The 11,539-nt window shown below is 71.7% G+C and carries 14 protein-coding genes; 5 read left to right on the top strand and 9 right to left on the bottom strand.

The annotated features are described in order from the left end of the window. Positions 1-282 precede the first annotated feature (282 nt). The 3 genes from ABH937_RS16155 to ABH937_RS16145 form a co-directional block, all read right to left on the bottom strand. Positions 283-666, bottom strand: a complete 384-nt coding sequence (locus ABH937_RS16155; protein WP_280690063.1) for an RNA-binding S4 domain-containing protein — start codon at positions 664-666, stop codon at positions 283-285. Between the two features lie 165 nt (positions 667-831). Beyond that, on the bottom strand, positions 832-2,268 hold the full coding sequence (locus ABH937_RS16150; protein WP_280690062.1) for a helix-turn-helix transcriptional regulator: 1,437 nt from the start codon (positions 2,266-2,268) through the stop codon (positions 832-834). Positions 2,269-2,510: 242 nt separating this feature from the next. Continuing rightward, positions 2,511-2,957: a nuclear transport factor 2 family protein gene (locus tag ABH937_RS16145; protein WP_280690061.1), complete on the bottom strand. Its 447-nt coding sequence runs from the start codon at positions 2,955-2,957 to the stop codon at positions 2,511-2,513. Between the two features lie 100 nt (positions 2,958-3,057). Here ABH937_RS16145 and ABH937_RS16140 point away from each other — a divergent pair, with 100 nt between their 5' ends. Then, positions 3,058-3,954: a LysR family transcriptional regulator gene (locus ABH937_RS16140; protein ID WP_280690198.1), complete on the top strand. Its 897-nt coding sequence runs from the start codon at positions 3,058-3,060 to the stop codon at positions 3,952-3,954. 38 nt (positions 3,955-3,992) lie between these two features. Here the strand turns inward: ABH937_RS16140 and ABH937_RS16135 are convergent, their stop codons facing one another. From ABH937_RS16135 to ABH937_RS16125, 3 genes are all read right to left on the bottom strand, one after another. Further along, entirely contained in the window at positions 3,993-4,196 is a 204-nt protein-coding gene (locus tag ABH937_RS16135) for a hypothetical protein (RefSeq protein ID WP_280690060.1), read from the bottom strand. After that, entirely contained in the window at positions 4,193-4,600 is a 408-nt protein-coding gene (locus ABH937_RS16130; RefSeq protein ID WP_280690059.1) for a hypothetical protein, read from the bottom strand. The genes ABH937_RS16135 and ABH937_RS16130 overlap by 4 nt, the downstream gene beginning before the upstream one ends. A 429-nt stretch (positions 4,601-5,029) precedes the next feature. After that, on the bottom strand, positions 5,030-5,389 hold the full coding sequence (locus tag ABH937_RS16125; RefSeq protein ID WP_280690058.1) for a DUF805 domain-containing protein: 360 nt from the start codon (positions 5,387-5,389) through the stop codon (positions 5,030-5,032). A gap of 299 nt (positions 5,390-5,688) precedes the next feature. Between ABH937_RS16125 and ABH937_RS16120 the strand changes: the two genes are divergently transcribed. After that, the gene (locus ABH937_RS16120) at positions 5,689-6,507 is read left to right on the top strand and encodes an aminoglycoside 3'-phosphotransferase (RefSeq protein WP_280690057.1); all 819 of its coding nucleotides are present in this window, start codon (positions 5,689-5,691) and stop codon (positions 6,505-6,507) included. A gap of 106 nt (positions 6,508-6,613) precedes the next feature. Here ABH937_RS16120 and ABH937_RS16115 read toward each other — a convergent pair whose 3' ends face one another. The 3 genes from ABH937_RS16115 to ABH937_RS16105 all read right to left on the bottom strand — a co-directional run bounded on the left by ABH937_RS16115 (position 6,614) and on the right by ABH937_RS16105 (position 8,976). Beyond that, the gene (locus ABH937_RS16115; RefSeq protein WP_280690056.1) at positions 6,614-7,216 is read right to left on the bottom strand and encodes an acetate uptake transporter; all 603 of its coding nucleotides are present in this window, start codon (positions 7,214-7,216) and stop codon (positions 6,614-6,616) included. A gap of 240 nt (positions 7,217-7,456) precedes the next feature. Continuing rightward, complete coding sequence (locus ABH937_RS16110; RefSeq protein ID WP_280690055.1) at positions 7,457-7,849, bottom strand: GNAT family N-acetyltransferase; 393 nt, start codon at positions 7,847-7,849, stop codon at positions 7,457-7,459. A gap of 182 nt (positions 7,850-8,031) precedes the next feature. Further along, entirely contained in the window at positions 8,032-8,976 is a 945-nt protein-coding gene (locus ABH937_RS16105; protein ID WP_280690054.1) for a serine/threonine dehydratase, read from the bottom strand. Positions 8,977-9,226: 250 nt separating this feature from the next. Between ABH937_RS16105 and ABH937_RS16100 the strand changes: the two genes are divergently transcribed. From ABH937_RS16100 to ABH937_RS16090, 3 genes are all read left to right on the top strand, one after another. After that, positions 9,227-9,868 carry a hypothetical protein gene (locus ABH937_RS16100; RefSeq protein WP_280690053.1) on the top strand — a complete coding sequence of 214 codons (642 nt, stop codon included), beginning with the start codon at positions 9,227-9,229 and terminating at the stop codon, positions 9,866-9,868. Between the two features lie 70 nt (positions 9,869-9,938). After that, on the top strand, positions 9,939-10,538 hold the full coding sequence (locus tag ABH937_RS16095; RefSeq protein WP_280690052.1) for a cysteine hydrolase family protein: 600 nt from the start codon (positions 9,939-9,941) through the stop codon (positions 10,536-10,538). A gap of 55 nt (positions 10,539-10,593) precedes the next feature. Then, positions 10,594-11,520, top strand: a complete 927-nt coding sequence (locus ABH937_RS16090) for an AraC family transcriptional regulator (protein ID WP_280690051.1) — start codon at positions 10,594-10,596, stop codon at positions 11,518-11,520. Positions 11,521-11,539: the final 19 nt, after the last annotated feature.

Raw genomic sequence — 11,539 nt, 5'->3', positions numbered from 1 at the left:
ACGGCGGCCCGGCGGGTCGCACCCACCGCACCGCCGCTTGACGGGTGATCGTCTACGAGGACGCTGTCCTGGTGATCTGACGCTCCGTCACCAGGTGCTCTTCTACCCGGGCGGCGACGCGCGTACGCAGCGTGCTGGACACCGCCACCCACCGTCATCCACGGACGGCTGTGAGCAGCCGAGCAGGCCGACTGATCGCGCACCGCGAGCACCGCCGAGGCGGACAGCGCCTCGCGGACGGCGACAGCCCGGCAGGGAGCGTCCCGATCGGCCGGGGGATGGTCAGCCGCCAGGGGGGCCGAAGAGCTGCTCCAGGGCGCGCCGGTCGCGCTTGGTGGGGCGGCCGGCGCCGCGCTCACGCAGGGCCACGGGGGCGGGGCCCAGGGAGGTGGGGCGGGGCGGGCTGTTGTCGACGAAACAGTCGACGGCGACCGAGGCGCCGACGCGCTTGCTGATCACGCGGGCGACGACGACCACCCGGGTCCAGTCGTCCTGGCGCACCCGGACCTCGTCGCCGATCTTGACGGGGTGGGCGGGCTTGACGCGTTCGCCGTTCACCCGGACATGTCCGGCGCGGCAGGCGGTGGCGGCGAGGGAGCGGGTCTTGGCCAGTCGCACCGACCAGATCCAGCTGTCCACCCGTGCGGTGGCTTCGTCTACGGCCATACCCCGACTCTAACCCGCCTCGCCGGCCGCACCGGGAGGGGACCTGGTGTCCAGTCGACGCCCCCGAATCCGCGCGGCAGCCTGCGAGGAGGCTGCCGCGCGGCCGCGGTGGCGGCGATCCGACGTGCCGTCAGAGTAATGACGGCACGTCGGATCAGCGGCCGGTCAGCCGTTGGAGGTGTTGGGGTAGCGGCAGGCGGCGCGTTCGGCGATGCCGCGATCGGCGGGGCTCAGCTGGGCGGGAGCGGGCAGCGCGGTGGAGAGGGAGAGCAGTTGGGCGTCGGCCACCGTGGTCGGCCGGCCACCGCCGAGGCAGGCGACGGACACCACGGGAATCGGTGCGGTGGCGGTCTGCAGTGGGCCGAGGCGCCAGACGTAGTCGAACTGGTGCTGCGAATCGGCGGACAGCTGGATCTGGTGCCAGGCGGGGGCGGGCGGGGTGGGGGCGGGCGAGCCCGACCCGGCCGCGGGGGATCCCGGGGTGACGGCCGGCGAGCCGGCGGCGGCGCTCGGTGTGCCCGAGCCCGCCCCGCTCGGCGCCTCGCTGAAGAAGGCGGCGTAGCCGACGATGGCCACCTGGTTCCCGGTCGCCTTCAGCTCGACCGAACCGTCGGGCGCCGATCGAGCCATGGTCAGGGAGACCGAGACGGGACTCGGGGCGTTGTCCGCGCAGGGGGTGGGCTGCAGCGCGCTCGGCGGGTCCCCGTGCATGACCGCCGAGGCCACCAACCCGCCGCCGGCCAGTTCGTACCAGCGTATGTCCGGCTCGCCGCCGGCCACGTCGTAGACCACGTCGCCGAGGCAGAAGCCGGTCAGCTGGAGGGTGCAGTCGGGCGGGACGGTCCACAAGATGGCGGCGTTGAAGCTGGCACCGGGGCGGACGTGGGCGCCGGCGCTCTTCGTCGTCGCGGTGAAGCGCACCGGCGCCGGGGTGGCCGGAGCGACGCCGGCGGCAGCGCCCGCCGGCGGCAGGCAAGCCGAGTCGGCGACGGTCGAACTGGGCGGCTGGGGCTGTGAGTGCGGCTGGTGCTGCCCGGGCAGCCAGAGGGCGAGCAGTGCGCAGACGGCGGCCACGGCCCCCATGGTGAGCAGCGTCCGCCGGGCCGGGCGTTCGCGGTACGCCTGGTACCAGCGCCGGGGGAGCGTGGCGGCTGCGGTCGCAACCGGCTCGGCGGGTTGGGCGGCTTCAGCTTCGGTGGCTTCGGCGAGTGGCGCCGGGGCCGGTTGCTCGGCCGCGTTCGGCGCAGCCTCGCCGACGGCCTCCGGCTCCTCCGCCATCGTCTGTGTCGCGTCGGCCGCCGCAGTGTCCGCGGCCTCGACCCCCGCCGGCCGCACCGCCAGCTCGCGGCTCAGCTCCTCCCAGCGCCGCTCCCACAGCTCGACGTCACCACCGCACGCCCCGACATAGGCGAGCGTCACCTCCAGGCTTGGCTGCCGCACCCCGCCCGCCGCGTCGCTCAGCGTGCTGGCGCTGAACCCGGCCAGCGTGGCGAGGGCCCGGTAGGTGGGGTTGCCGGCCTGCTCGCGCACCGCCCGTAGGTCGTGGGCGAACGCTTGCAGCGGCCCCTCGGTCGGATCGACGGGGCGGGGTTTGCGAGCCAAACGAGTCTCCGGCGTGCGGGTGATGGACGGTCATGGACAGTCACGGGTGATCGGTTCAGTGTGCGCGGTGATCGTACTCGGTCACAGTCGCTGCCCGATTCCGCCCCGGTACGAACTCATCGAAGCTCTCGTCAGGTGACGTGTGCTCACCCCGTGGCTCGCCTGCCCCAGCACCGCCGTTCCCTGGGCCCGCACCGCCGCGCTCAACGAGGTGACCAGTGGCGTGACGGCCGGTCGCAGCGTCAGGCCAGAGACTCGGAGGTCGGCGCCGGCTGGTGGTTGTTCCACACGTATTCGTCCATCTGGTGCTGGTCGCCGGAGAGGTTGACCACCCGGTCCACCCTGCCCTCGGAGTTGAAGTGCCAGACCAGCGCCCACGTGGTGTCCACCTGCCCCACGCCCTCGGTGGACCAGCCGCGGTGGATGTCCACCACGTACTCCTCGTTGGCCTCCAGGAAGATCGGATCGGCCTGGAAGCCGGCCCGGCCCAGCTCGGTGAAGAAGGCGGCCACCTCCTCGATACCCCGCTTGGTGCCCGACAGCGGGTGGCGGCCCGGGATGGTCCACGCGACGTCGTCGGTCAGCACCTCCCGCATGCCCTCCAGGTCATGGGTGGCGTAGGCCGCGAAGAACTTGGTGATCGCGCCGATCTTCTTGCTCTTGTCGCTGATGTCACTCATGTCGCTCATGGGTCCGACTCCTCGTCGTCTCGCTCGTTCGCCTGCGAGAACAGCTTGCTGGCACCCCGTCAGTTCCGTCCAATAGCCGCTTCCATAACCTGACGGCATGATCGACGTCGACACTCGCCTGCTGCGCTCCTTCGCGACCGTCGCCGAGGAGGGGCAGCTGACCCGCGCGGCGGAGCGGCTGTTCATCTCCCAGCCGGCGCTGACCAAGCAGATCCGGCAACTGGAAGGCCAGCTGGGTGTCGAGCTGTTCACCCGGTCCCGGGCCGGGATGGCGCTCACCCCGGCGGGGAAGGCGCTTTCCGACCGTGTCCAGGGCGTGCTGGCGACCTGGGACGCCGCGCTGCGCGACACCCGGGCCGCCGTCAGCCGCGCCTCGCACGTGCTGCGGGTCGGCTTCGTGGCCAGCGCCGCGAACGAGGCCACGCCGGAGATCATCGGCGGCTTCGCCCGCCGTCGCCCGGGCTGGCGGGTCGAGTTGCGGCAGATCGACTGGTCCGACCCGACCGCCGGACTCGCCGACGGTCAGGTGGACGTGGCGCTGGTGCGGTTGCCGTTCCCCGGACAGGACACCCTGCGGGTGCGGGAGTTGCTCACCGAGCCGCGTTGGGTGGCGCTGTCCGCCGAGCACCCGCTGGCCGCGCTCGACGAGATCCCGTTCCGGCGGCTCTGGGACGAACCGTGCGTGGCCACCCCGCCCGAGTCGGGCTGGTGGCGCGACTACTGGCTGGCCACCGAGGAACGCGGCGGCCACCCGGTCAGGATCGGTGCGGTGGCTCGCAACCCTGACGAGTGGCTGGCCGCCATCGCGTACGGGCACGGCGTCAGCCTCACTCCGGAGTCCTCGGCCCGCTTCTATCCGCGGCCGGGAGTCGCCTACCGGCCGGTGAGCGGCGTCAGTCCGAGTTCGATGGGCGTCGCCTGGGCACCCGCGAGTGACCACGACGCGGTGGTGCGGGACTTCGTCGATGCCTGCGTGCGGGCGGCACCTCGCGGATGATCCGGCGCGCGCTGGGGTCTCGTGGCGCGCCGCCACCTCTAGAGTCGCTCCGCCGCCACGCGGATCGCGACAGCGAGACGGATGAGTTCGGCCGGGAGCAGCGGGCGCAGCTGAACCAGGACGGTGCCGTTCTCGGTCACCAGGAAGCCGCTGCCGAGCGGTTCGAGGTCGACCCCGAGCCCGGTGATCGCCTCGGTCAGCAGCGCGACCGACTCCGTCACCTGCTGGCGCACGTTGTTCACGACACAGCCCCGAAGCTGGTCGCGCCGCCGGCACCGTTCGCCCCGGACTGCCCGGCCGCCTGCCGGGTGGCCGGCGGTTTCTCCAGCCACTTGGGATCGGCCTCCCACTCGGGTCCGCCGCGTTCGGGCCGCAGGTAGACGATGCGGCCCACTTGGTCCATGAACACCCCGAGCCGCTGGTTGAGCGCGTCATAGACCAACTCGCCCCGCGAGCGCGGCTGGTACGTCAGCTCGGGTGGATGGGTGCCGACCGGCTGCACGGCCGGGTAGGCGAGGGTGAGGCGCTGGGCGGCCTCGGGGCGGCCGCCGCAGTCGGCGGGGCAGCGGCATTCGGGCATGCCCCGGTCGAAGAGGGAGTGGCCGCTGGCGATGGCGCCCTCCGCGTTCTTCTGATTATCTGTCATATCTGGCACTCCGGTGCTCGGTTGACTTCGAGAATCGCTCACCGCGAGGGCTTGGACTCCCAATGTTGCCGTTCTATCAACAAGCATCGGCAGGTCGCCCTACGATCGGTAGCGAATCCACGGGACAACCTGCGGCGTCGCCCGGAGAAGGTCGATCGAACTGGTGATCGGGGCCGCGCGCTCGGTGGCCCGTCCGGACCGCGGCGACCTCCGGGGCTCGGCCATCTCGGACGGTCGCCAGGATGTGAAATTCGTGTGAACTTCCAGGGGCTCCGGAGAAGCTCATGGGTAACACGGGGATTCAATTTCAACTCCGGCCACAACCGAATGCGTACCGAATGCGTAAGGGCCGGACGCGCCGCCTGGCGGCGCGTCCGGCCCTTACGTTTTCCGCGTCGAATTCCGGTCGCCCGGATGCCGCTCGGTCGGTCAGACCGTTGCGGCCGTGAGCTTCGGGTTCGGCCCGTACTGGTTCGCCTCCGGCTGGCCCGCGCCGGCCGTGAAGACGATCAGGACGATGGCGCCGATCAGCGGGATCACGCCGATGAGCACCCACCAGCCGGCACGGCCGGTGTCGTGCAGGCGCCGGAACAGCACCGCGAGGGTCGGCAGCAGCACCGCGAGCGTGTAGAGCCCGGAGATGACGCCGTTGGTGCCGGCCGCGGCGTCGACGATCTCGAGAATGATCGAGATGACGACGTTGATCAGGACGAACATCCAGTATTCCTGGCGGCGTGCCCGGCCGCTGAAACCGACGTAGTTCTTCAGTACTGCCAGGTACCAGTTCACTGCTACCGCTCTCCCGTTGTCAGTGCCATTGCTCGGGGCAGAACCTATGGCCTTGGTCAATGGATGGTCAATCGAAAATTCGCCCGCGATGCGCGACTGTGATGTCTCCTGGGCGGATTGACGGGATTTGGCCCGGCTCGCGATGATTTTCGCCTGGCCGCGCGGGCTGGTGACGCCACGCCAGGTTCGGCGGCGCCGGCTCGGATGGTCGCCGGTCCGTGGAGCCTCGTCGGCGCACCGGGCGACCGACGAAGCGTCACCACTTCCGTCACCCGGCCGGTGCCGGTGAAAATGGCCCGATGACAGCCACTCCCATGAAGGCCACGTCACCACAAGGCCCGGTCGCAGTGCCGCAGGTCGTCACCGACACCGCCGACGGGCGGCCGGTGCGGGCCGTCTGGCAGAACGAGCTCGGTGGCCTGACCTTCCAGCTCGGTGCGGGGGACGCACGGCAGTTCGTGAAGTGGACCCCGGTGGGCAGCGGGATCGACCTGTCGGCGGAAGTGGCGCGGCTGCGCTGGGCAGCGGCCTTCACCGTGGTGCCACGGGTGTTGGACGTGGGCTCGGACGCCACGGGAAGCTGGATCGTCACGGCGGGCCTCCGGGGTCGGATGGCGGTGGACGACCACTGGAAGCGCGACCCCGAGACCGCCGTGCGCGCGATCGGCGCCGGGCTGCGCGCGTTGCACGAGGAACTGCCCACCGCACCTTGCCCGTTCGACTGGTCGGCCGAGCGGCGGGTGGTGGCGGTGCGGGCCCGGGCCGCGGCGGGACGGATCGATCCGACGCGCTGGCATCCGGACCTCCGGCAGGTCGGCACCGTCGAACGGGCGCTCGGCCTGCTGGCCGATCCGCCGCCGGTCGACCGCCTGGTGGTCTGCCACGGCGATGCCTGCGCCCCCAACACCCTGATCGGCGATGACGGCACGTGCAGCGGGCACGTCGACCTCGGTGCGCTCGGTCTTGCCGACCGCTGGGCCGACCTGGCCGTCGCCACCTGGAGCACGCGGTGGAACTACGGTCCCGGGTGGGAGCAGCCGCTGCTGGACGCCTACGGGGTCGAGGCCGACCCGGCGCGGATCGCTTACTACCGGCTGCTCTGGGAGTTGTCGGACTGAGACCGACCGATGCCGCTCACCCGATGCTTCCGCAGACGTGCGCGGGCCCGTCGGATCGGCTGATCGATCGATCCGACGGGCCCGCGTGGTGCGGGGGCGGGAGCGGTCAGCGAGCCGGCCAGGTGGGCAGGATCTGGCGCTTGAACGTGTAGGCGGTGACGCCCGCGAAGGAGGCGTACCAGGCCACCACGGCGGTGACCAGGCCCAGCCAGCCGCCGATCTTGGTCGTGGTGTCGCTCGGGCCGAAGGCCCCGGCCGAGAGCACCGCGAAGGTGACGGTCAGCAGCACGAAGACGGCGAGCACGGCCAGGCTCACCCGCACCGCCGCGACCGCCATGTAGGCGGTGAAGATGGCCCAGGCGAGCAGGAAGAGGCCCAGCGCCTTGTGCAGGTCCGGGTTGGTGGCCAGAGCCGGCACGACGTCCTTGACCAGGAAGTAGTAGGCCAGCCAGAAGGCGCCGAAGGAACTGAACGCGGTGGCGCCGAAGGTGTTGCCCTTGCGGAACTCCCACATCCCCGCCAGCAGCTGCGCCAGGCCGCCGTAGACGAGGGCGAGCGGCAGCACCACTAGGCCGAGCTTCGCGTCCAGCAGGTTGGCGTTGAAGCAGCTGAGCACGAAGGTGGTCATGGCGAAGCCGGCCAGGCCGAGCGGCGCGGGGTCGGCGATCTCGGTGGCGGTGGTCGGCGGGGCGGACTGCTGTGTTGCCACGGGTGTCGTCCTTTCGGGGGAGTGGAATGACGACGCGACAGAACACATATGTTGACGTGAATAGCTGTCTTGAAACACCCATCGCACGGGGTTTTTGTGACGCCTGGTGAACTACGGCCATCCGGCTGGGGATGCTGGGGTCAATGGTGCGCATGTGACGTCTGATGAGATGATGAATCGCTCTTACGGAAGCCACTGTGCACAGCTATTCGAATGAAATTCGCCGTGCGAACGCTTGCGCTATACCAGGTTCTTGCGCATGAACACCCGGCTCGCCCCGGGCGGGTCGCAGGGCATCTCGCCGAACACCTCCCACCCGTGCCGCTGGTAGAACTCGGGTGCTTGGAAGGTGATGGTGTAGAGCACCGCACCGCGGCACCCGCGTCGCCGGCCCTCCTCCTCGGCCAGCCGCAGCACCTCGCTCCCGATCCCGCGCCCGCGCAGCTCGGCCGGCAGGTGGAAGAGGTCGACGAAGAGCAGCCCCAGCGAAGTTCGCCCGGTCAGGCCGCCGAGCACCGCTCCGGTCTGCGGATCCTTCACCAGGACGGCCAGCGGACGACGGTCGAACACGCCGGTCGCCTCGAGGTTGAACGTGTCCAGCGCGTTGGAGATCATCGCCAGGTCGTCCGCCATCAGGGCGTCGGTGACGACGATGCTGGGAGCGGAAGTCGCCAGGGGCGCGGAGGTTGACGAGGACGAAGAGGGCGAGGTTATCGAGTGATCGGTCACGCCCCGACTTTAGAGCGTCCGCATGGCGTGCCCCGCCCGGGCGTCCGAGGGCGATGTGCATCTCTCCCCCCGCAATTCGCGCCGACTTATCCCAGGGTGGCCGGGTCCGTGTTCGCCCCGCAGAGCACCACCGCGATGCGCTCGCCGGGGATCGGGCGGTAGGCGCCGCTGGTCAGGGCCGCGAGGGCGGTGGCGGCGGCGTGCTCGACGACCAGCCGGTGGTTCTCCCAGAGCTGCTGGCGGGCCGTCAGGATCTGATCCTCGCCGACCAGTACGGAGACGGTGTCCGCCCGCCTGGCCCAGTACAGGGCGGTCTGCGAAGCGCGGCGGGCGCCCAGCGAGTCGGCCGCGACCGAGTCCACCTCGACGTCGACCACCTCGCCCGCCTCGATCGCGGCGTTCAGCGCGCGACAGCGTTCCGGCTCGACGGCGACCACCCGCAGGCCGTGCCGCTCGGCCGCGATGGCGGTGCCCGCGAAGAGGCCGCCCCCGCCGACCGAGAGGATCACGGTGTCCAGGCCCGGTACGCAGGCGCGGATCTCCGGCAGCAGGGTGCCGGCCCCGGCGACCACGTACGGGTCGTCATAGGCGTGCGAGGCCAGCGCGCCGGTCTCCGCGCTGAACAGGCGGGCGGCCTCCTGGGCCTGGGCGTACTCGGTGCCGACCTGCCGCACCTCGGCGCCCAGGGCGCGCAGCCGGGCCACCTTGACCCGGGGTGCGGTGCGCGGCACGAAGACGGTGGCCGGCACCCCGTGTCGGGCGGCCGCCCAGGCGCAGGCCAGGCCCGCGTTGCCGCCGGAGGCGATCACCACGCCGGCCGCCGGCATCGCCCCGTCCGCCAGGTGCGCGGCGGCGAAGTTGGCGGCACCGCGGTCCTTGAAGGAGCCGCTGTGCTGCATGAAGTCCAGTGCGAGGTAGATCTCGGCGGAGGCGACCGGGCCCAGCTGCACCGGGATCACCGGCACCGGGCGGGTCACGCCGTCGATCCGCTCGGCGGCGGCTTTGACGTCGTCATAACTCAGTGCTGACACATTTGTTGAGTGTGGGGGACGGCGCGTACACGGTGCAATAGTCCTGCGCGAGCTGCGGCGTACGACGGCGTATCGGGGGGCGTAGGGCGGTGCGCCGGCGGTGTGTGGTGGCGTACCGACGGCCGGCGAGTGGCGTACCACGGCTCGAGATGCCGTGCCGGCCTGGGAGGTGGTGCCCTAGGCTGCCCGTCATGTTTTCGGTGCTTGCGGTCAGCTCATCAGACCAGAGACGGACGAGGGACGGTGCCCGGTGATCGACTGGGGCACCTTCTCGGCGCTGGCCACCGCAGGCGGAACGCTGGTCCTGGCCGCCGCCTCCTTCGCCTCGATCCGCTCGGCTGACCGGGCCGCGCAGTCGGCCGAGCGCGCGGTGCTGGCCTCGCTGCGGCCGTTGCTGATCAGCTCCCGGCTGGAGGCGCCGCGGCAGAAGCTGATCTGGCAGGACGGGCACCGGGCGCACCTGGCCGGCAGCGCGGGCTACCTGCGGATCGAGGGGGACAACCTGTACCTGGCGGCCTCGATCCGCAACGTCGGCCCGGGGCTCGGGGTGATCCACGGCTGGCGGTTCGCCCCGCCGGAGACCTACCAGGACGTGAAGCACCCGGACCCGGCCGACTTCCGCCGCCAGTCCCGTGACCTCTACGTCGCGCCCGGCGACACCAGCTTCTGGCACGCCGCGATCCGCGACCCCCTGGACCCGGACCACCAGGCGCTGGCCGGGCCGGTCAAGAACCGGGAGCGGGTCAACATCGACCTGCTCTACGGGGACTCGGAAGGCGGTCAGCGCACCATCAGCCGGCTCTCGGTGATCTCGGTCGCCACCGAGGAGGGGGACCGTTGGGTCTGCCAGGTGGTGCGGCACTGGAACGTGGACCGGCCCGACCCCCGCTGACCGGATCGTTCCGCGTCCGGTCCGGATCGGGCCTTCGCGAGACCCCCGGGCAGCCGCCACGATGGTGCCCATGGGAACCACATCGTCACGCACCGCGCTGATCGTCATCGACGTCCAGGAGTCCTTCCGCCGTCGCCCCGACTGGGCCGCCGTCTCCAACCCCGCCATCGTCGAGCAGGTCAACCGCCTGGTCGACGTCGCGCGGGCCAACGGCGACCTGGTGGTCTGGGTGCTGCACAGCGAGCCGGGCAGCGGCACGCCGTTCGACCCGGCCCTCGGGCACGTCCAGCTGATCGAGGGGCTGGAGCCGCGACCCGGCGAGCCGCTCCTGACCAAGACCTCGCACAACGCGTTCAGCACCACCAACCTGCAGCAATTGCTCACCCGGCACGGGGTGGGGGAACTGGTGGTCTGCGGCATCCGCACCGAGCAGTGCTGCGAGACCACCACCCGGCTCGGCGCCGACCTCGGCTACCGGATGGTCTTCGTCACCGACGCCACCGCCACCCACCCGATCGAGCACCGCGACGCCCCCGCCGGGCGCACCATGGCGGAGATCCTCGCCGACCCGACCACCCTCGGCACCGACGGGATCATCGCCCGCACCGAGTACGCGCTGGCCGGCCGGTTCGCCCGGATCGCGACCGTCGCGGAACTCGAAAAGGCCTGACCGGATCGTGCCCGCCGGGTCCCACCCGGCGGGCCGCCCGGCCTACGGTGTCCTCATGAGTCAGGTCGTCTTCCTCCTCGTCCCCCAACTGCACCTGCTGGACCTGGCCGGCCCCGCCCAGGTCTTCTCCGCGGCCGCCGACCTCGGCCACCCGTACCGGATCCGCTACGTCGGCGAGCAGAGCGCGATCCCGACCGCCCAGGGGGTCGAGCTGCGCGCGCAGACGCAGTGGCCCGAGCTGACGGCGGACGACCTGATCGTGGTCCCCGGCTGGCGCTCGCCCACGCTGCGCCGGCACGGCGCGCTCGGCCAGGCCACCCTCGACCGCCTGGCGGCCCACCACGCGGCGGGCGGCACGGTGGCGAGCGTCTGCGCGGGAGCCGACGCGCTCGGTCGGGCCGGGCTGCTCGACGGGCGGCGCTGCACCACGCACCACGACCTCCAGGAGGAGCTGGCCCGTCGCTACCCGCGCGCGACGGTGGTGCGTGACGTGCTGTACGTGGTGGAGGACCGGCTGATCACCTCGGCCGGCATCGCCAGCGGCATCGACCTCGCGCTGCACCTGATCGCCCTGCGCCACGGGCCCTACGACGCCGCGCGGGTGGCCCGCAAAATGGTGGTCTACGCCCGGCGCAACGGTGATGAGCAGCAGGCCAGCGCGATGCTCCGGCACCGGGCGCACGTCTGTGACGCGGTGCACCGCGCCCAGGACCTGATCGATGCCGGCTACACCGATCGCCTCGCGCTGACCGAGCTGGCCGCCGCCGTCGGCGTCAGCGAGCGGACCCTGACCAGGCGCTTCAGCAGCGCCACCGGCCTGACGCCGCTGCGCTACCAGCAGGAGCTACGGATCGAACGCGCCGAACACCTGATCGCCCGCGGCGCGACCACCGAAGCCGCCGCCCGGGCGGTCGGTTTCCAGGACGCCCGGATGCTGCGCCGCCTGCGCGCCCGCGAGGCGGCGGCTTCGGTGGTCGCCTGATGCGGTGGCCGCCCAGCGG

This window comes from Kitasatospora sp. GAS1066B (genome assembly GCF_041262605.1).
In the GTDB taxonomy this organism is placed as follows: Bacteria; Actinomycetota; Actinomycetes; order Streptomycetales; family Streptomycetaceae; genus Kitasatospora.
This window is presented reverse-complemented; position numbering and strand designations above follow the sequence as displayed.

Excerpts from the sequence above, each read along its gene's own strand:
- ABH937_RS16110 (WP_280690055.1), bottom strand. The coding sequence starts at position 7,849 with ATGGCGGACGACCTGGCGATGATCTCCAACGCGCTGGACACGTTCAAC.
- ABH937_RS16130 (WP_280690059.1), bottom strand. The coding sequence starts at position 4,600 with ATGACAGATAATCAGAAGAACGCGGAGGGCGCCATCGCCAGCGGCCAC.
- ABH937_RS16155 (WP_280690063.1), bottom strand. The coding sequence starts at position 666 with ATGGCCGTAGACGAAGCCACCGCACGGGTGGACAGCTGGATCTGGTCG.
- ABH937_RS16145 (WP_280690061.1), bottom strand. The coding sequence starts at position 2,957 with ATGAGCGACATGAGTGACATCAGCGACAAGAGCAAGAAGATCGGCGCG.
- ABH937_RS16090 (WP_280690051.1), top strand. The coding sequence starts at position 10,594 with ATGAGTCAGGTCGTCTTCCTCCTCGTCCCCCAACTGCACCTGCTGGAC.
- ABH937_RS16120 (WP_280690057.1), top strand. The coding sequence starts at position 5,689 with ATGACAGCCACTCCCATGAAGGCCACGTCACCACAAGGCCCGGTCGCA.
- ABH937_RS16095 (WP_280690052.1), top strand. The coding sequence starts at position 9,939 with ATGGGAACCACATCGTCACGCACCGCGCTGATCGTCATCGACGTCCAG.